This is a genomic window from Nocardioides silvaticus (genome assembly GCF_003160695.1).
GTDB lineage: Bacteria > Actinomycetota > Actinomycetes > Propionibacteriales > Nocardioidaceae > Nocardioides > Nocardioides silvaticus.
Window position 1 is genome coordinate 89,496 of the sequence record NZ_QGDD01000005.1, and the last position, 17,409, is coordinate 106,904.

At 73.3% G+C, this 17,409-nt stretch carries 18 protein-coding genes; 5 read left to right on the top strand and 13 right to left on the bottom strand.

Annotated elements, in window-relative coordinates:
* Positions 1 to 6: 6 nt before the first annotated feature.
* The 13 genes from DJ010_RS22095 to hppD all read right to left on the bottom strand — a co-directional run bounded on the left by DJ010_RS22095 (position 7) and on the right by hppD (position 12,301).
* On the bottom strand, positions 7 to 144 hold the full coding sequence (locus tag DJ010_RS22095; RefSeq protein WP_158283009.1) for a hypothetical protein: 138 nt from the start codon (positions 142 to 144) through the stop codon (positions 7 to 9).
* Positions 145 to 174: 30 nt separating this feature from the next.
* On the bottom strand, positions 175 to 1,023 hold the full coding sequence (locus DJ010_RS12200; RefSeq protein ID WP_109694076.1) for a class I SAM-dependent methyltransferase: 849 nt from the start codon (positions 1,021 to 1,023) through the stop codon (positions 175 to 177).
* An 84-nt stretch (positions 1,024 to 1,107) separates the two neighbouring features.
* Positions 1,108 to 4,341: an ATP-binding protein gene (locus DJ010_RS12205; RefSeq protein WP_146207331.1), complete on the bottom strand. Its 3,234-nt coding sequence runs from the start codon at positions 4,339 to 4,341 to the stop codon at positions 1,108 to 1,110.
* A gap of 52 nt (positions 4,342 to 4,393) precedes the next feature.
* Positions 4,394 to 4,909 carry a hypothetical protein gene (locus DJ010_RS12210; protein WP_109694081.1) on the bottom strand — a complete coding sequence of 172 codons (516 nt, stop codon included), beginning with the start codon at positions 4,907 to 4,909 and terminating at the stop codon, positions 4,394 to 4,396.
* Entirely contained in the window at positions 4,909 to 5,460 is a 552-nt protein-coding gene (locus DJ010_RS12215) for a hypothetical protein (protein WP_146207332.1), read from the bottom strand. The genes DJ010_RS12210 and DJ010_RS12215 overlap by 1 nt, the downstream gene beginning before the upstream one ends.
* Positions 5,457 to 5,930 carry a hypothetical protein gene (locus DJ010_RS12220; RefSeq protein WP_109694085.1) on the bottom strand — a complete coding sequence of 158 codons (474 nt, stop codon included), beginning with the start codon at positions 5,928 to 5,930 and terminating at the stop codon, positions 5,457 to 5,459. Before DJ010_RS12220 ends, DJ010_RS12215 begins: the two co-directional genes overlap by 4 nt.
* Before the next feature lie 190 nt (positions 5,931 to 6,120).
* Positions 6,121 to 6,627, bottom strand: coding sequence for a hypothetical protein (locus DJ010_RS12225; RefSeq protein WP_109694088.1), 507 nt, complete (start codon positions 6,625 to 6,627; stop codon positions 6,121 to 6,123).
* Positions 6,627 to 7,205 (bottom strand): hypothetical protein, encoded by a 579-nt coding sequence (locus tag DJ010_RS12230; protein WP_146207333.1) that lies wholly within the window; start codon positions 7,203 to 7,205, stop codon positions 6,627 to 6,629. The genes DJ010_RS12225 and DJ010_RS12230 overlap by 1 nt, the downstream gene beginning before the upstream one ends.
* Positions 7,202 to 7,750 (bottom strand): hypothetical protein, encoded by a 549-nt coding sequence (locus DJ010_RS12235; protein WP_146207334.1) that lies wholly within the window; start codon positions 7,748 to 7,750, stop codon positions 7,202 to 7,204. The genes DJ010_RS12230 and DJ010_RS12235 overlap by 4 nt, the downstream gene beginning before the upstream one ends.
* A 117-nt stretch (positions 7,751 to 7,867) precedes the next feature.
* Positions 7,868 to 8,620 (bottom strand): hypothetical protein, encoded by a 753-nt coding sequence (locus DJ010_RS12240; protein ID WP_109694095.1) that lies wholly within the window; start codon positions 8,618 to 8,620, stop codon positions 7,868 to 7,870.
* A gap of 67 nt (positions 8,621 to 8,687) precedes the next feature.
* Positions 8,688 to 9,854 carry a fumarylacetoacetate hydrolase family protein gene (locus DJ010_RS12245; protein WP_245927496.1) on the bottom strand — a complete coding sequence of 389 codons (1,167 nt, stop codon included), beginning with the start codon at positions 9,852 to 9,854 and terminating at the stop codon, positions 8,688 to 8,690.
* A complete protein-coding gene (locus DJ010_RS12250) occupies positions 9,833 to 11,059 on the bottom strand; it encodes a homogentisate 1,2-dioxygenase (protein ID WP_109694097.1) in 1,227 nt (408 codons plus the stop codon). The genes DJ010_RS12245 and DJ010_RS12250 overlap by 22 nt, the downstream gene beginning before the upstream one ends.
* A gap of 39 nt (positions 11,060 to 11,098) precedes the next feature.
* Positions 11,099 to 12,301 (bottom strand): 4-hydroxyphenylpyruvate dioxygenase, encoded by a 1,203-nt coding sequence (gene hppD / locus DJ010_RS12255; RefSeq protein WP_109694100.1) that lies wholly within the window; start codon positions 12,299 to 12,301, stop codon positions 11,099 to 11,101.
* A 110-nt stretch (positions 12,302 to 12,411) separates the two neighbouring features.
* Between hppD and DJ010_RS12260 the strand changes: the two genes are divergently transcribed.
* The 5 genes from DJ010_RS12260 to DJ010_RS12280 all read left to right on the top strand — a co-directional run bounded on the left by DJ010_RS12260 (position 12,412) and on the right by DJ010_RS12280 (position 17,398).
* On the top strand, positions 12,412 to 12,912 hold the full coding sequence (locus DJ010_RS12260; protein WP_109694495.1) for an Lrp/AsnC family transcriptional regulator: 501 nt from the start codon (positions 12,412 to 12,414) through the stop codon (positions 12,910 to 12,912).
* Positions 12,913 to 13,054: 142 nt separating this feature from the next.
* Complete coding sequence (locus tag DJ010_RS12265) at positions 13,055 to 14,104, top strand: hypothetical protein (protein ID WP_109694102.1); 1,050 nt, start codon at positions 13,055 to 13,057, stop codon at positions 14,102 to 14,104.
* The gene (locus tag DJ010_RS12270) at positions 14,104 to 14,997 is read left to right on the top strand and encodes a LamG domain-containing protein (protein WP_109694104.1); all 894 of its coding nucleotides are present in this window, start codon (positions 14,104 to 14,106) and stop codon (positions 14,995 to 14,997) included. The genes DJ010_RS12265 and DJ010_RS12270 overlap by 1 nt, the downstream gene beginning before the upstream one ends.
* Before the next feature lie 61 nt (positions 14,998 to 15,058).
* A complete protein-coding gene (locus tag DJ010_RS12275; protein WP_109694106.1) occupies positions 15,059 to 16,030 on the top strand; it encodes an esterase/lipase family protein in 972 nt (323 codons plus the stop codon).
* 45 nt (positions 16,031 to 16,075) lie between these two features.
* Positions 16,076 to 17,398: a PhzF family phenazine biosynthesis protein gene (locus DJ010_RS12280; protein WP_109694111.1), complete on the top strand. Its 1,323-nt coding sequence runs from the start codon at positions 16,076 to 16,078 to the stop codon at positions 17,396 to 17,398.
* The last annotated feature ends 11 nt before the right edge of the window (positions 17,399 to 17,409 follow it).

A 17,409-nucleotide genomic window follows, 5' to 3' on the forward strand; every position in this document is an offset into this window, starting at 1 on the left:
GCCGGCTCAGAGCCGGCGGTCGTGGACCAGGACGACGCCGGCGGCGGCGAGGCCGCGGCCGGCCGAGGGCCGGTCGCTGCGCCGGGGGCGGCGCTTACGCCGCTCGGTGCGGCTCTCGGGGTCGGGGAGGGGGTGGGCGAACATGGCGGTTCCTCTGCATCCGGGCGGGCGCCTTCAGGCGCGCTTCGCGGTCAGCACCAGGTACTCCCAGTGCATGGTCGGGCGACCGTCGACGACGGTCAGGTGGTCGTTCATCACGGCGAGCAGCGCGGCGTCGAGCTCGGCGGCCGTGCCCTGGGACTCGGCGTGGCGGTAGGTGACGATCGTGGGGCCGTAGCTCCGCTTGAAGTAGTCGAGCACCTCCGCGGCAGTGGCGAAGTGGGTCACGACGAGCTGCTGGCGCTCCCACGTGACGGACTCGACGCGGTCGCCGAGCAGCTTCTCGACGTACGCCGGGTCGCCCCACAGCGGCGGGGGCATGGCGCCGGCCGGTGCCACGGGCGCGAACGGCTTCATGGCCTGGAACATCTGGCCGATGAAGCCCTCGGGGGTCCAGTTGAGGACGCCGAAGGTGCCGCCGGGACGGATCACGCGGAGCATCTCGTCGGCCGCACGCTGGTGCCGCGGCGCGAACATCACGCCGACCGAGGAGAAGGCGACGTCGAACTCGCCGTCGTCGTACGGCAGGTCCTCGGCGTCGGCGTCGTGCCAGTACAGCTCGACGCCGCGACGGTGCGCCTCGCGCATGCCCTCGGCGCACAGCTCGGGGGTGAGGTCGGAAGCGACGACCTTCGCGCCGCGCACGGCGGCGGGGATCGCGGCGTTGCCGGTGCCGGCGGCGACGTCGAGCACGGACTGGCCGGCCTCGATGCCGCAGGCGTCGACCAGGACCTCACCGACGGGGGTGATCAGGTCGCGGACCACGGCGGGGTAGTCGCCGGCGGCCCACATCGCGCGGTGCTTCTGCTTCACCGTGACCCAGTCGGTGCCGGCGGCGACCGGAGCGGTCGGGGTGGTGCTCATGGTTTCTCCTCAGAGTTCGGGGTTCTGAGGAAGAGGTTCGTCGGGGCCCGTTGAGATCGGGTTGAGGTCCTGTGGAGGCCCTTCTCAACGCCGGTCGGCAGGCGTGACCGGCATGCCGTCGCGGACCCGCGCGGCCGCCGCGCGGGCGCCCAGGTCCTCCATCAGCCGTACGGCGCGCGCCCGGTGCCGCTCCTCGCCGGAGTCGGCCAGCACCAGGGCCTCGGCGTAGGGCTCACCGTTGCCGGCCCACCACGCGGCGGCCTCGTCGGTGCGGCCCTCCGCAGCCAGGGCGAACGGGGCCGGCACGGACCCGCGCTCGACCGGGATCCCGAGCCGGTCGAGCCACGCGCCCAGCTCGCCGACCACCCAGTGCGCGCCGCGGACCGTGCGGACCGCCGCCAGCTCCTGCGGCGCCTGGCCGGTCACCCGGTCGTCAGGCACGCCGGTCAGCCACATCACCTCGGCCAGGGCCGAGAAGACCGGGAGCCTCCGCAGCGGCTCGTCGATGGTGCGCATCAGCTCCCACGCGCGGCCGAGGGCAGACCGGTCGGGCTCGCCCGTCCGGCGCAGGGAGACCAGGGCGGCGACGAGGGACGGCCACAGGTGGGCCACCGGCATGCTCGTGCCCTCCAGGACCTTCTCGACGTCGGCCAGGGCGTCGTCCCACTCGCCACGCGCGTGCCGCAGCCGAGCGCGCACGCTGGTCTGCCAGTAGCTGCAGATCTCGATGCCGCGCTCGTCGGCGAACGGCAGCGACGTCGCCAGCACCCGGTCGGCCTCCGACAGCCGGCGGTGCTCGAGGTCGAGTGTCACCAGCTGGGAGTAGCCGGTCGACGCCATGTCGTCCCACCCCTGCAGCCGCACGTGCTCGATGTGCTCGGCCAGGGGCTCCCGAGCGGCCGGGTCGTCGGTGGCCAGCGCCGCGAAGTGCTGGATCAGCTGCGCCCGGGACCGGAGGAACTCCTCGTCCACCTCGTCGGCGAGCGCCCCGGCCTGCTGCGTGCACGCCATCGCGAGCTCGAGGTCGCTGCGGTGGTAGGCGAGGAACGCCCGCGTGGCGAGGGCCGACCCGTGCGCCAGCTTCGCCCCGCTGTCCGCAGCGATGCGGGCCGCGCGGTCCGCGAGGTCCTCGGCCTCGTCGCCGTGCGCGCTGAAATACTCCATCACCGCGATCCGCTCGTGCGCGGCGGCGACCCCTGCCTCGTCACCGGCCGCACGCCACAGGGGCACCGTCGCGCGAGCGCTGGCGATGGCGTCCGGCAGCGTGTTCACGGTGTACTGCTCGAAGCTGAGCCGCTGGAGGAGCGCAGCCCGCTCGGCGGGATCGGTGCTGCGCAGGTGGTCGATCGCGACCTGGAGGAACGCCGCCGCCTCGTGGTGGGCGCCCGACCGCACCGACTCGTCCGCGGCGGCGATGGCGTAGCGGTGCGCCCGCTCGGCGTCGCGGGCAGCGACGGCGTGGTGGGTGAGGACCGCGGGCTCGACCACCCCGGCCCGCTCGAGGGCGTCCACGACGCGCAGGTGCAGCCTGGGCGCAGCGCCGATCGGGATGGTGCTCTCGATCGCCTGACGCGCGAGCTCGTGGCGGAAGGCCAACCCGCCGCGCGCATGGGTGAGCAGCCCGGTGTCCTCGAGCCGGCCGAACGCCGAGAGGTCGAGGTCAAGCACGGGCAACACGCGGTCGTCGAGCCGGTCGGGCGCGGTCGCCACCAGCTGCAGCACCTCGAGGTCGGCGTCGGTGACGTCGGCCGTCCGCGCCAGCACCGCGTCGCGGACGGTCCGCGGCAACGGCCGGTCCGGGTCCTTCACGATCTCGGTGACGAAGAACGGGTTGCCGCCGGCGAGCCGGTGCACCTGGTGCGGGTCCAGCCCGCTCCCCTCCACCAGGCGGCGCACCCCGTCCTCGGACAGTGGGGCCAGCGTCAGCGTGCTCAAACGCTCGTGGTTGGCCATGTCGCCGAGCAGCTGGCGCGCCGGGTGCCGCGGCCCGATCTCGTGCTCGCGGTAGGTGACGAGCAGGGCGAGCGGCGCGGTGCCGATGCGGCGGGCGACGAACCGCAGCACGTCGGCGGTGGCGGCGTCGACCCAGTGCAGGTCCTCGACGACGAGCACGGTCGGCTCCTCGGTCAGCGCCCGGAGCACGTCCTCGCACACCTGGGTCAGGACGACGTCGTCCTCGCCCAGCACCGTGGTGAAGCCGGCTTCGGTGGCGATGTCGCGCAGCGGCCCGAGGCTGCGCGGCGTGCTGAGTGCCTCGCAGCCGCTGCGCAGCAGACGGATCCGCGGCCCGTCGGCGCAGGCGACCTGGACCAGCGTGGACTTGCCGGTGCCGGCATCACCCGCGACGGCGAGGCCGGACCCCTCCCCCCGTGCGGCTGCGGCGATGGCCTCGGAGAGCCGGGCCCGCTCGTGCTCGCGCTCGAGGAGCTCCATGTGGCCCTGGGCCAGGGAGCGCGCCGCGTGGGCCTCGAGACCAGGCGCCGCGGGGCCCGCGGCGGCTGCGGAGACCGCGGTCGAGACGGTGGACCAGCGTTGGGTGGCTTCCGCGGCGCCGACCGCGTCCAGGTCAGGGTCCTGCTGGAGCATCGAGGTCTCCAGGTCGCGGAGCTCGGGGCTGGGGTCGAGGCCGAGCTCCTCGGCCAGCCGGAGCCGGGTCGCAGCGGAGACGGCGAGCGCGTCGGCCTGCCGGCCGGAGCGGTAGAGCGCGAGCATCAGCTGGGCCGAGAAGCGCTCCCGGAACGGGTGCTCGTCGACGAGCGCCTGGAGCCGGGTGACCACGGCCCGGTGCCGGCCGAGTGCCAGCTGCGCGTCGAGCCAGGTCTCCCAGGCGACGAGCCGCAGCTCGCCGAGGTGGAGCACCGCCTGCGCGGCGAACTCCGGCGGGCCGAGGTCGACGAGCACGTCGCCGCGCCAGAGGTCGAGCGCGCGGCCGAGGACCTCGTCCGCCGCGGCCGGGCCGTCGGTCGCGGTGACGCGCTGGCCCTCGCGGACCTGCCGCTCGAACAGCTCGGCGTCGACGGCCGTCGGGTCGGTGTCGAAGCAGTAGCCGCCGCCCCTGCTCTCCAGGGTGGCCGGCACCGCCGCCCGGTCGAGGATCCGGCGGACCTGACCGACGTACGTGCGCAGCGTGGTCGCCGCACCTGCGCTCGCGGCCTCGCCCCAGAGATGGTCGACCAGCCGGTCGACGGGGAGGATCTGCCCGCGGTGCAGCACGAGGGCGGCCAGGAGCTCACGTGGCTTCTGGCCGCCCATCGGGACCGGGTCGCCTGCGGGATCCCGCACCAGCAGCGGGCCGAGGACGCCGAACGCGGGCTCCATGGCGGTCAGCGTAAGCGGCGCGGCGGCCACGTCCACCCGGATTCTGCTTCCTTTACGCGGGGACGCACAGGACCCACCCGTAGACGCTCACCGGGACGTTGGCGTCGTTCCGCACCTCGACGGTCCAGTGGATCCCGTCGACGAAGGACAGCGCCGTCGTCACCGAGTCCGGCCGATCGGAGGAGACGCCTCCGCTGATGGACGCCTCGCCCGGCCCGCACTGGACCGTCCAGCGCAGCTGCTCCTTCGGCTGCACGGTGCGGGGGGCGTTGCGCTGGACCAGGCCGGGGAGCCCGTTGGCGCCGGGGAATCCCGGCAGGCCCCGGTCGCCCTGGGGGCCAGGCTCCAGGGCACCGACGTCGGTCGGGTCCAGGGAGCCGTCGCGCACGTCGCGACCGGTGAGGTTCTGGTCCCGGACGTCGACGCCGGCGACGGTGTCGTCCTTGATCCGCTTCCCGGTGATGAGCGCTCCGGCGGTGGCGCTGCCGGCGGTGAGCGCCAGCAGGAGCAGGGTCGCGACCAGCACGACGCGGACGCGCTCCGCGTTCGTCGCAGTCAGGATGCTCATCAGCGCACCTCCGCGCAAGCGGCCCAGATGTCCACGCGCACCGTGACGGGGCTGTCGTTCTGGACCCGGGTGACCCAGGAGCGGCGCTCGTTGCCGACGGTGCCGTACGGCGCGTTGTCGAGCACCCGGACCGGGCTTCCCTGAGCCGCGGCGGGGCCGCCGCTGACGGCCACCAGGCCCGGCGGGCAGGTTGCGGTCCGGACCCCCGAGGCGCCGGCGGCGAGGTCGAGGGTCGCCTCGGCGAAGTCCACGACCTCGAGGCCCGGAGCTCCGGTGGCTCCCAGGTCACCCTGGGGTCCCTTCGGACCGCGGACGTCCCCGGCGATGTCGACCGGGGTGATGCTGCTGCCCTCGACCTCGTCGGTCGTGATCGTCGCGTCCCGGACGTCCTTGGTCGTGACCGTGCCGTCCTTGATCTGCTTGCCGGTGACGAGTCCGGCCGCCTGCGCGCCGCCGGCGACACCGAGGGCCGTGCCGAGCACGCAGACGACGAGCAGCGAGCCGGTCAGGCGGCGGCCCTTCTCGATGGCCACCTTCCCCCTGGCGCTCACGGCGCCGTCACGCACAGCGCCCAGGCGTATCCGGCCACCGTGCCCTTCGCCTGGTTCTCGATCCCGACCCACCAGCCGGAGCCCGCGTCGTCGATCGGCGCCGACTCGGTCAGCAGGGTGATGGCCGACGTGCCGGCCGATCCCCCGCCCGAGATCACCCGGGTGCCGGAGGGGCACTTCGCCTCCCAGGTCCGGGTCGCGCCCTTGGGGATGCTCATCGGCTCGACGACGTAGACGAGACCGGCGCGGCCGGGCGTCCCGTCCACGCCCTGCTCGCCCTTCGGGCCGACCGGCCCGATCACGGGCATGGTGAAGTCGGACTGGGTGAGAGACCCGTCCTGGACGTCCCGGCCCTGCAGGCTCGCGTCCTTCAGGTCGGCGTTCGTGATCGATCCGTCCTTGATCTGCTTGCCCGTCACGACCACACCTGCGGTCGCGCTCCCGGCGAACCCGAGCAGCATGGTCGTCATGGCTGCGAGGACGAGAGCGCGACCCGATGTGGCTGGGTGGTGAGGGCGATCCGTTGCCCGTCGTACGGCCATCGTGGTGCTCCTTGGTGGTTGCCTTGTGGTGGCACCACGGTTGCCGTCGGACGTGGAAGAGCCGTGGAGGTCTCGTGGACCTCCGGACGACGCGGCCCGGCCTACTCGACGGGAGCTGCTAGACCGGGATGCACATCGCCCAGCCGTGGACGCGGACCTGCGTCGTCGAGTCGTTGAGGACCTCGACCGACCAGAAGAAGCCGTCGGCGAAGGAGCGCACGACCGTGACCAGGTCGGGACGCTCGGAGGACACCCCGCCGCTGACGGCAGCCTCGCCGGTGTTGCAGAAGACCACCCACGACAGTTGCTCGCCCGGCTCGAGGGTGCGCGGGGCACTGCGCTGGACGAGGCCCGGCACCCCGTCGGCCCCGGGATAGCCGGGGGCCCCGGCGTCGCCCTTGGGGCCGGGCGCGAGTCCGCCCACGTCGTTGATGGTCAGCTTCCCGTCGCCGACGTCGGCGCCGGTCAGGTTCTGGTCGCGGACGTCGACGCCGGCGACGGTGCCGTCCTTGATCCGGGCCCCGGTGATGAGGGCGCCGGCCGTCGCGCTGCCCGCCGTGACCCCCAGCAGCAGCAGGGCGGCGACCAGCACGAAGCGGACGCGCCGCAGGTTCCTGCCGCCCATCACTTCACCTCCGCGCAGATGGCCCAGGTCTGGGTGTGGACGGTGATCGTGGTGTTGTTGCGGACCCGCGCCACCCACGAGCCGCGCTCGGCACCGGTCGGCCCGAGCGGCGCGCTCTCGAGCACCCACAGCCGGCGCCCCGGCCGCTGGGTGAAGGCACCGCCGCCGACCGCGATCAGGCCCGGGTCGCAGGTCGCGACGAACGTGGCGACCCCTCCGGGGGGCAGGTCGACCGCCGGCGCTGCGGCGAAGCTGTGGAAGGCGAGACCCGGGGCACCGGTCAGTCCCTGCTCGCCCTGCGGGCCCTTCGGGCCGCTGATCTCGCCCGTGATGTCGGCAGGCGTGATGCTGCCGTTCGCCACGTCCTCGGTGCCGACGGTGCCGTTGCGGACGTCCTTCGTCGTGACGGTCGCGTCCTTGATCTGCTGACCGGTGATCAGGCCGGCGGCGTGGGCGCCGCCGGTGACACCCAGCGCCGCGCCGAGTGCGCCGACGACCAGCGTCGATGCCGCCAGCTTGCGGAACTTCTCGTGCTTCATGTCCTCCTCCTTCTTCCTGGTGCGGGCTGCGGTGCTCATGACGCGGCCACGCACAGCGCCCAGGCATAGCCCGTGATGCTGCTGTTGGTCTCGTTGCGGATGCCGACCCACCAGCCGGTGCCGGCGTCGTCGATCGGCGCGGTCTCCGTCAGGAGGGCGATGCCGGTGGTGGCGGCGGAGCCCCCTCCGGAGAGCACGCGGGTGCCGGCGGGGCACTTCGCGCCCCAGGTCCGGGTGGCCTTCTTCGGGATCGCCATCGGCTCGATGACGTAGACGAGCCCGGCGCTGCCCGGCGTTCCCTGCGGACCCTGGTCGCCCTTCGGGCCCGAGGGGCCGATGACGAGGGTGTCGAAGTCGTCCTGGGTCAGGGCCGCGTCGCGGAAGTCCTGCCCCTGCAGGTCGGCGTCACGCAGGTCCGCGCTGGTGATCGTCCCGTCCTTGATCTGCTTGCCGGTGACGACCACACCTGCGGTCGCACTGCCGGCGAAGCCGAGCAGGAGGGTCGTCGCGGCGACGAGCGCGAGGGCTCGGCCGCGTCGGGAAGGGGTGTGGCGAGGGTGTTCCCTCGCCCTCGGTGGCGCCATGGTGGTGCTCCTGGGTCTCGTCGATGGATGTCGAGACCACGGTCCCCACCGCGGGTTGAGTCCGGGTTGAGTCCCCGTTGACCGTTCCGCGCGCGGCGGACCGGCCGGCCGGAGCGGCTAGCCGAGCCGGTCCTCCGGCCCCCGCGGGAGGATCACGGCGGCGATGCCGGGCCAGGCGTCGTCGATGAGCGCGGCCATGTCGAAGTCGGTGGCGCGTCGTACGTACGGCTTGGCGAGCTCGGTGCGCACGACCTTCACCAGGAACCGGCGCAGCTCGCTCTCGAGGCCGGCGAGCTTCTGCAGCACCGCGCCGCGCCGGGTGTCGCTCTGCAGGGTGAGTGCGACCTCGTCGTCGGCCGGCACCGTGATGTCGATGCGCACCCGCAGCGGCGCGATGGTGTGCACGGTCAGGATGATCGGCACGACGACGTCGGCGGTGAACCGGTGCTTGTCGACCCGGAGGTCGACGTCGAAGACCACGCTGATCGGGAGGAACACCCGGTAGGAGAGCAGGTCGCCGGGGATCTCCTCGCCCTTGCACTGCCGGAAGGTGCCGATCGCGCTGACGGTCGCGGCCCTGCGACCCGGGCCGGCGCCGATCGGGCCGAGCCTGATCTCCGGGCCGAGCAGCTCGTTGACCATCGTCAGGATGCGGTCCTTGTGGAGCACCCGGCGGACGTACGCGGCGCCGAACTCCTCGTAGGAGATCTCCTGCTGCTCGGCCTCGGTCGGCCGGCCGCCGATCGCGACCGGCTCGTCCGCCGTCGCCGGGTCGACCTTGGCGAACCCGCTGAGCTCGTCGGCGCTGAGCACGACCACCTCGAGCAGTGCCTCGACGGAGTCGTCCTGCTGCCGGCCTGCCTCGGTCATTCGCGCGAGTCTAGCCACCGGGGGAGGCGAATCCCGCACCAGTGCGGGCAATTCTCCTCCTCACTCCTCACCCCGGAACGATGCGACCGCGCACCTCGCCCAGCTCGAGGGACCCGCCGCCGACCGCGGGAGCGGTCGCGGTGATCACGACCTCGTCCCCGTCCTCGAGGAAGGTGCGGACGCTGCCGTCGGGCAGCGTGATCGGCTCGGTGCCGTTCCACGAGAGCTCGACGAGGGAACCGCGTTGGTGGGGCTCCGGGCCGCTGACCGTGCCGGAGGCGAACAGGTCGCCGGTGCGCAGCGACGCCCCGTTGACGGTGAGGTGCGCCAGCTGCTGCGCGGCCGTCCAGTACATCTGCGCGAACGGCGGCTCCGCCACCAGGTGGCCGTTCAGCCGCACCGCCAGCCGCAGGTCCAGGCCGTACGGCGACGCGCCGGTGTCGTCGAGGTAGGGCAGCGGACGCGGGTCCCGGGGCGGTGGTGCGACCCGGGCCGCCTCGAGAGCGGAGAGCGGCGTCACCCACGCAGAGACCGAGGTGGCGAAGGACTTGCCGAGGAACGGTCCGAGCGGCTGGTACTCCCAGGCCTGGATGTCCCGCGCCGACCAGTCGTTGACGAGGCAGACGCCGAACACGTGGTCGGCGAACGCCCCCAGGGGGACGGGGGTCCCGAGCGCCGAGGGGGTGCCGACGACGAACCCGACCTCCGCCTCGATGTCCAGCTTCACCGTGGGCCCGAACACCGGGTCCCCGGTGGTCGAGCTTGTCGAGACCCGCTGCCCGCGCGGCCGGACGACGTCGGTGCCGGAGACGACGACCGTGCCGGCCCGGCCGTGGTAGCCGACCGGCAGGTGCTTCCAGCTCGCCGGCAGCTCGGGCTGACCGGGGCGGAGGATCCGCCCGAGGTTCCGGGCGTGGTGCTCGGAGGAGTAGAAGTCGACGTAGTCGGCGACCGTGAACGGGAGCCGGAGCCGGACGTCGGCCAGGTCGTGGAGGTGCTCCTCCGGCGGCTCCAGCACGGCGACCGCGGCGGCCAGCTCGGTCCACACCACCCGCCCCGCGGCGAGCAGCCGGTCGAGGTTCGGGCCGGCGACCCGCTCGGACAGGGCGCGGTCGAGCGCCGGCGCGAGGTCGAGCACCCGGTCGCCGTACCGCATCCCGAGCCGGGCGACGCCGTCCCTCTCGAACGACCCGAGGGCCGGACCGCCAGGGATCACCGGCGGCCGCCGGCCCACGACCAGGCGTACTCGCCGTCGTCGCCGGCCCGCCCGGCCTCACCGAGCTCGAGCGGCCGGAACGTGTCGACCATGACCGCCAGCTCGTCGAACCGCTCCACGCCGAGGCTCGCCTCGATCGCGCTCGGCTGCGGACCGTGCGCGTGACCGCCGGGGTGCAGCGTGATCGAGCCGATGCCGATGCCCGATCCCTTGCGCGCCTCGTAGTCGCCGGCGACGTAGAACATGACCTCGTCGCTGTCGACGTTGGAGTGGTAGTAGGGCACCGGCACCGCGAGCGGGTGGTAGTCGACCTTGCGGGGCACGAAGTTGCAGACCACGAAGTTGTGGCCCTCGAAGACCTGGTGCACCGGCGGCGGCTGGTGCACGCGACCCGTGATCGGCTCGAAGTCGGCGACGTTGAGCACGTAGGGGTAGAGGCAGCCGTCCCAGCCGACGACGTCGAACGGGTGGTGCGGCACCACGTGCACCGACCCGGCCAGGCCACCCGGCCCGTTGCCGCGGTGCTTGATGTAGACCTCGACCGGCTCGGTGGTCGAGTGGTCCGAGCCCCTGGGCGAGGACGTATCGAGACCCGTGGGAACCCGCAGGTCGCGCTCGCAGTACGGCGCGTGCTCGAGGAGCTGCCCGTAACGGGAGAGGTAGCGCTTCGGCGGGGCGATGTGGCTGTTGGCCTCGATGGCGTAGAGCCGCAACGGCTCGCCGCCCGTGGTGGGGACCCAGCGATGGGTGGTCGCGCGCGGGATCACCACGTAGTCGCCGGTGTCGACGTCGAGGTGGCCGAACACCGTCTCCACGGTGGCCGTGCCGCTCTCGACGAAGACCACCTCGTCGCCGACGGCGTTGCGGTAGAGCGGCGAGGGCCGCCCGACGACGGCGTAGCTGATGCGGACGTCCGCGTTGCCGAGCACCAGCCGTCGCCCGGTGACCGCGTCGACGTCCCGCCAGCACTCGCCGGGGAACAGGTCGTGGAGCCGGAGGTGCCGCGGCGCGAGCGGCGCGTTGGACTCGGTCGCCTGGTCCGGCAGGTCCCAGGTGCGGGCGTCAACCATCGCCGACGGCACGTGCCGGTGGTAGAGCAGCGAGGAGTCGGAGGAGAAGCCCTCCTCCCCCATCAGCTCCTCGTAGTAGAGGTTGCCGTCGGGGTCGCGGTGCTGCGTGTGTCGCTTCGGCGGTACGTCGCCCACCCGCTGGTAGTGCGCCATGCGATCACTCCTCCGCTCGGTGGTCGAGCTTGTCGGGACCTAAAGGTTGCCGCGCTTGTCCTGCTCGCGCTCGATCGCCTCGAAGAGCGCCTTGAAGTTGCCCTTGCCGAACCCCAGCGAACCATGCCGCTCGATGAGCTCGAAGAACACCGTCGGCCGGTCGCCGACCGGCTTGGTGAAGATCTGCAGCAGGTAGCCGTCCTCGTCGCGGTCGACGAGGATGCCGCGCTCCTGCAGCTCCTCGATCGGTGCGCGGACCTCGCCGATGCGCGCCCGCAGCTCGGGGTCCTCGTAGTAGGAGTCCGGGGTGTCGAGGAACTCGATGCCGTTGGCGCGCAGCCGGTCCACCGCGGTGAGGATGTCGTTGGTCGCCAGCGCCAGGTGCTGGGCGCCGGGGCCGCGGTAGAACTCGAGGTACTCGTCGATCTGGCTCTTCTTCTTCGCGATCGCCGGCTCGTTGAGGGGGAACTTCACGCGGTGGTTGCCGCTCGCGACCACCTTGCTCATCAGCGCGGAGTAGTCAGTCGCGATGTCGTCGCCGATGAACTCGGCCATGTTCGCGAACCCCATCACCCGGCGGTAGAAGTCCACCCAGTCGTCCATCCGGCCGAGCTCGACGTTGCCGACGACGTGGTCGAGGGCTTGGAACAGCCGCTTCGGCGCGCCGTCCGGACGCACGATCGACGAGCTGCGCGCGACGTAGCCGGGCAGGTAGGGACCGTGGTAGCGGCTGCGGTCGACCAGGGTGTGCCGGGTCTCGCCGTACGTCGCGATCGCGGCCCGGCGGATCGTGCCGTGCTCGTCGGTGACGTCGTGCGGCTCCTCGAGCACGGTGGCACCCTGCGCCACCGCGTGCGCGATGCAGCGGTCGACGTCGGGCACCTCGAGCGCGATGTCGGTGATGCCGTCGCCGTGCCGCGCATGGTGGCGGATCACCTCGCTGTCGGGGTGGACGCCGCCCTCGACGACGAACCGCACCGCGCCGCTCTCGAGCACGTAGGACTTGCGGTCGCGGTTGCCGGTCTCCGGGCCGGAGTAGGCCACCAGGTCCATGCCGAAGGCGGAGGCGAAGAAGTGGGCGGACTGGGTCGCGTTGCCGACCGCCCACACCACCGCGTCCCAACCGGTGACGGGGAACGGGTCGTGGCTGTCGTCGTACTCGACGAGGCCCACGAGCTGGTGCAGCTGCTCGAGACTCAGCTGGGCGAGGCGTTCGGTGTCGGTGAGCTGGTCGAGGGTCATGGTCCCAGCCAACTCCGCACCGCCGTGCTGCTCAACCGAACCATCAGGAGGTGGTCGATGTGGTCATTTGTGTGCAGTACGACGCGTCCGGACTGGTCATACTGGACAGCATGGCGCTCGACCGGCTCGACCTGGCCCTGCTCACGGCGCTGCGCGACCACCCGCGCGCGGGCGTCCTCGAGCTGTCCCGGATCACGAAGGTGGCGCGGGCGACCGTGCAGGCGCGCCTCCAGCGGCTCGAGACGACCGGGGTGGTCACCGGCTACGGTCCCGACATCGACCTCGAGGCCGCCGGGCAGCACGTGTCGGCGTTCGTCACCCTCGAGATCGCTCAGGGCGCCCTCGACCAGCTCGCGCCCGAGCTCGAGGCGCTGCCGACGATCCTCGAGGCCCACGTGACGACCGGCACCGCCGACGTGCTCTGCAAGGTCGGCGCGACCTCCCACGCCGACCTGCAGGAGACGCTGCTCGAGCTCAACCGGTCCCCGTCCGTCGTACGGACGACGAGCGTCGTGGTGCTCGGCACCGTCGTCGCGCCCCGGGTGCTGCCGCTGCTGGAGCGGTCGGCCGAGCAGCGCGACGCCCGGGCGCCGGCGTACCGCACCCGCTGATCGGCTGATCGGTCGGCCCCGCCTGGTCATCTCGGAGGACGTCCCACATCGTTCGGACGGACCTCCGCCGAACCCCTGGTCCTGGCCTCCGCGGGCACGCATGCTCGAGGTTCGGGACAGGCATCGACTGGGGGAGAACGGGATGGAGCGCGCGCACGGGCGTGCCCTCGCAGGGTGGACGGCGGTGGTCGGCCTGGTGGTGGCGCTGCTGCTCGCGCCGAGCAGCAGTGGAGCGGGGTCGAACCCCTCGTTGGAGGTGACGCCCGGGTCCGGCAGCTACGGGGGCCAGCGGGTCCACTGGCAGGGCAACATCGGGAGCACCGGCGTGCAGGAGGTCCACCTGCAGCGGCGGGGCAACCCGGCCGCGGCCTGGGCCGACGTCCCGGACTCCACGTTCCGCACGCGGGCCGACGGCTCGTTCGACTTCGACTTCCCCGCGCCTGCGATGAACGGCGTCTACTTCCGGGTGGCGGGGGCCCGTGGCGCGACGCCGGCCCACCGGTTCGAGACCGTGCACCAGGACGTCGAGGTGGCGGTGGTCCCCTCCGACCCGTCCGCCGCCGAGGTGCCGCTGCCGCGGGGGTTCGCGGTCGTCGGCGAGGCGTACTCCCTGGTTGCGGACACCACCCGCGCCGCCGCCGGGGAGCGCAAGCCGGTCCTCGCCGGCCGCAAGGTGGTCGTGCAGGTCCGCCGCGGCGAGGTGTGGTCGGACGTCGCGACCGGGTCGCTCGGCCGCGACGGCACTGTGGACGTCGGCCGGTTCGGACCGGGCGCCCTGCCGCAGACCGACGGATTCCACCGCGTCGTCCTCGCCGACTGGACCGAGGACGGCGACCGGGTCGGCTGGTTCCCGTCGCTGCCGCTGCGAGTCCGGCTCGTCCACCGCCCGCGCCCGCTCGGCGCACTGGTCGCCGTCGCGGCCGCGAACCGGGTGGTGCTGACCTGGATCGCGCCGGCCGACGAGGAGCGCGCGGCGATCGTGGTCGCCCGGCGCAGCGGCCGCGACTCCGAGGACCCCTCCGCCGCCTACCCGTCGCAGGTGGTCGCCCGGCTCGGCGCAGCGGTCGGCACCTACGTCGACCTCGACGTCGACCCCGGCCGGACCTACAAGTACGCCGTCTACGCGGTGAGCGACGAAGGCGTCTACTCCGCCGTGCCGGTCCGCGTGCAGACCACGGTGGGGGCGGGGTGATGACCGTGTTCCCTTCTCTCCGCAGCCGGCTGCTGCGGGGCGTCGTGGTCGCAGCGGCGCTCGTCGCCGGCCCGGCCGCGCTGGCCCCGGGGGTCGCTGAGACCCCGCACGCCTCGATCAGCGTCCAGGCCGAGCGCTCGAGCGGCGGCCGCACGTCCGCGCAGAGCTACGGGTGGGGGCGGATGCTCTGGGACTTCGCCTGGGAGTTCGGGGAGTCGATCGGCAGCGCGCCGTACCGCGGCGCCGACATCGGCGCCGGCCGGTGGGTCGAGCGCAGCAACGGCACCGGCCGCGTCGCGAAGTACGGCGGCGGGGTCGAGTTCCACAGCGCCCTCGTCCGCAACGGCACCGCCGAGCCGGACTTCGGCGACACGCGGCTGCTGCTGCAGGACCAACCGGCGCGGCGCGGCCGCTGGGAGGTGTCCGCCCGCTCGTTCCGGCACGAGACCTCGGGGCGCGACTACACGTTCCTCGTGGAGCTGGTGCCTGCGGACCCCGCCGGGTACGACTGCGGGGCGCACAACGTCACCGTCGCCCGGTTCTCACCGGGCGACGACCGACTCACCGTCGGCGTCAACGCCGGGGCAGCCGCGTGGAGCAGGACCTTCGGCGGCTACCGGCAGGACGGCACCCCCCACACGTTCGCCGTCGAGGTGCGCGACCGCCGGATCACCTGGTTCTCCGACGGCCGGTCGATCGCCTCGCTCGCGGCCCGCGCGGCCGTGCCGCGGGTGCCGCTCACGGTCCGGATGAGCCTGGTCGGTGACGGGACCGCCGAGATGAGGAAAGCCGTCGTCAAGGTCGACTGGGTGCGCGGCTACGACCTGAAGCGGGGCAGGACCGCGCCGAAGGGCGCGGCGCTCTCCCGGGGGACGTACGGCGACGCCTGCTGATCCGCCGCGTGACCCGTGTCGGGTGACCGGAGTTGTGCTCCTCGGAAGAGCGGAGGAACCCATGAGCCGTCGTCACCTGTGCAGGGCCGTCACCGCGATCGTCGCCCTCGTCGGACTCCTCGGCGGCCTCGCGCCGGCCGGCTACGCCGATCGAGGGGAAGCCGGTGGAGCCGACGGTGACCTGCGGGTCAGCTACAACTTCCTCCTGAGCGCCGTCACGGCCGGTGGCCGGATCGACGCCGACCCGCCCGGCGGCAACGACTGGTCGTGCCGGCCGACCGAGCAGCACCCGCGTCCCGTCGTCCTCGTGCACGGGACGGCCGGCAACAAGAACACCAACTGGCAGACCTACTCGCCGCTGCTGGCCAACCACGGCTACTGCGTCTTCGCGCTGACCTACGGGGTGCTGCCCGACGCGCTGCCCATCCAGGACCAGCTCGGCGGGCTCGCGGCGATGGAGGGCAGCGCACAGCAGCTCAAGGAGTTCGTCGACCGCGTGCTCGACGCGACGGGGGCCGAGCAGGTCGACATCGTCGGCCACTCGGAGGGCACCGTCGTCCCCCAGTACTACGTGAAGTTCCTGGGCGGCGCGCCGTACGTGAAGAACTACATCTCGCTCGCACCGTTGTGGCGCGGCACCAAGATCGCCAACGCGTTCCGGCTGCTCGGCAAGGTCTTCGGCTTCGACGAGGACGCCATCCCGACCTGCCAGGCCTGCGGGCAGTACGCCGCCAGCTCGGACTTCATGAAGCGGCTGCGCAAGGGCGGGCTGCTCGTCGGCGACATCGAGTACACCAACATCATGACCAGGTACGACCAGCTGGTCGTGCCCTGGACGAGCGGGCGCGAGCCGGGGATGCGCAACATCGTCGTGCAGGACCTCTGCAAGACCGACCTCAGCGAGCACTTCGAGATCGCGGCGGACCCGGTGGCGGCCCAGGTCGTCCTCAACACGCTCGACCCGGCGCACAGGAAGCCGGTGCCGTGCATGGTCGTGCTGCCCTTCGTCGGTCCGGTGGGCCCGGTGGGCTGACCCCTCGCCCGCTCGCCGCGGCGGCGGCGACCTAGGCTCGACGCCATGTTCGAGCGGTTCACGGGGCCGGCGCGCGAGGCGCTCGTCGACGCCCAGCGACAGGCGATCCTGGCGGGGGCGACCGAGATCGGGCCCGAGCACCTGCTCGCGGCCGTGCTGCGGGTCGAGGACGGCCGGGTGCGCGAGGTGCTCGAGGCGCTGGGGATCGACCCCGCCGAGGCCGAGCGGACGGTGGCCGCCCACCTCGACGCGACCCCACCGCCTCCGCCGGCCACCGCGCGCCGCAAGCGGCGCCAGCCCCAGGTCAAGCAGGTGCCGTTCGCGACCGAGAGCAAGGCGGCGCTGGAGGCGACGCTGCGCGAGACCGCTCGGCTCGGTCACGACAGCATCGGCAGCGCGCACCTGTTGCTCGGCCTGCTGCGCGCGGAGAGCGGCACGACACAGGCAGTCCTCGGCCGGCTCGGGATCGAGCTCGACCCCGCGCGGACGGCGGTCGCCGCCGCGGTCAGCGGCCGGCCGGCGCGACCGACGGGCCGGCCGTTCCGGCAGGTCGACGTCTTCGGCAGCGCCGCGCTGAGCGGCAACCCGGTCGCGGTCGTCCACGACGCCGAGGGGCTGACCGACGAGCAGATGGCGGCGTTCGCGCGGTGGACGAACCTCTCGGAGACGACGTTCCTGCTCACACCCACCCACCCCGCGGCCGACTACCGGTTGCGGATCTTCACCCCCGGTGGCGAGCTGGCCTTCGCCGGCCACCCGACGCTGGGGTCCGCCCACGCGTGGCTCGAGGCGGGCGGGGTTCCGAAGGGCGGGCAGCTGGTGCAGGAGTGCGGGATCGGGTTGGTCCGGCTGCGCCGCACCGAGCGGCTGGCGTTCGCCGCCCCGCCGCTGATCCGCTCCGGCCCGGTCGAGGCCATCGACCTGGACCGCATCGTCCGCGCGCTGCGCATCGACCGGGCCGCGGTCCTCGACAGCCGGTGGGTCGACAACGGCGCGGGCTGGGTCGCCGTACGGCTTCGGGACGCGGACGCGGTGCTGGCGCTCACCCCGGACTTCTCGGCGTTCGGCGAGGGTCTCGACATCGGGGTCGTCGGCCCGCACCCCGAGGGCGGCGAGGCGCAGGTCGAGGTGCGCGGGTTCGCGCCGCACGCCGGCATCCCCGAGGACCCGGTCACCGGGTCCCTCAACGCCGGGCTCGCCCAGTGGCTGATCGGCGACGGCACGCTGCCGCGGTCGTACGTCGCCGCGCAGGGCACCGCGATCGGCCGGGCCGGACGGATCCACGTCGACTCCGACCCGGCGGACGCCGACGTCATCTGGATCGGCGGCGACACCCGGACGACGATCACCGGGGCCGTCAGCCTCTGAGTCGGGCCGGT

Bases quoted from the DNA above. Each gene is read 5' to 3' on its own strand.
- DJ010_RS22095 (WP_158283009.1), bottom strand. From the start codon at position 144: ATGTTCGCCCACCCCCTCCCCGACCCCGAGAGCCGCACCGAGCGGCGT.
- DJ010_RS12200 (WP_109694076.1), bottom strand. From the start codon at position 1,023: ATGAGCACCACCCCGACCGCTCCGGTCGCCGCCGGCACCGACTGGGTC.
- DJ010_RS12205 (WP_146207331.1), bottom strand. From the start codon at position 4,341: ATGGAGCCCGCGTTCGGCGTCCTCGGCCCGCTGCTGGTGCGGGATCCC.
- DJ010_RS12210 (WP_109694081.1), bottom strand. From the start codon at position 4,909: ATGAGCATCCTGACTGCGACGAACGCGGAGCGCGTCCGCGTCGTGCTG.
- DJ010_RS12220 (WP_109694085.1), bottom strand. From the start codon at position 5,930: ATGACGACCATGCTGCTCGGGTTCGCCGGGAGCGCGACCGCAGGTGTG.
- DJ010_RS12225 (WP_109694088.1), bottom strand. From the start codon at position 6,627: ATGGGCGGCAGGAACCTGCGGCGCGTCCGCTTCGTGCTGGTCGCCGCC.
- DJ010_RS12230 (WP_146207333.1), bottom strand. From the start codon at position 7,205: ATGAGCACCGCAGCCCGCACCAGGAAGAAGGAGGAGGACATGAAGCAC.
- DJ010_RS12235 (WP_146207334.1), bottom strand. From the start codon at position 7,750: ATGGCGCCACCGAGGGCGAGGGAACACCCTCGCCACACCCCTTCCCGA.
- DJ010_RS12240 (WP_109694095.1), bottom strand. From the start codon at position 8,620: ATGACCGAGGCAGGCCGGCAGCAGGACGACTCCGTCGAGGCACTGCTC.
- DJ010_RS12250 (WP_109694097.1), bottom strand. From the start codon at position 11,059: ATGGCGCACTACCAGCGGGTGGGCGACGTACCGCCGAAGCGACACACG.
- hppD (WP_109694100.1), bottom strand. From the start codon at position 12,301: ATGACCCTCGACCAGCTCACCGACACCGAACGCCTCGCCCAGCTGAGT.
- DJ010_RS12260 (WP_109694495.1), top strand. From the start codon at position 12,412: ATGGCGCTCGACCGGCTCGACCTGGCCCTGCTCACGGCGCTGCGCGAC.
- DJ010_RS12265 (WP_109694102.1), top strand. From the start codon at position 13,055: ATGGAGCGCGCGCACGGGCGTGCCCTCGCAGGGTGGACGGCGGTGGTC.
- DJ010_RS12270 (WP_109694104.1), top strand. From the start codon at position 14,104: ATGACCGTGTTCCCTTCTCTCCGCAGCCGGCTGCTGCGGGGCGTCGTG.
- DJ010_RS12275 (WP_109694106.1), top strand. From the start codon at position 15,059: ATGAGCCGTCGTCACCTGTGCAGGGCCGTCACCGCGATCGTCGCCCTC.
- DJ010_RS12280 (WP_109694111.1), top strand. From the start codon at position 16,076: ATGTTCGAGCGGTTCACGGGGCCGGCGCGCGAGGCGCTCGTCGACGCC.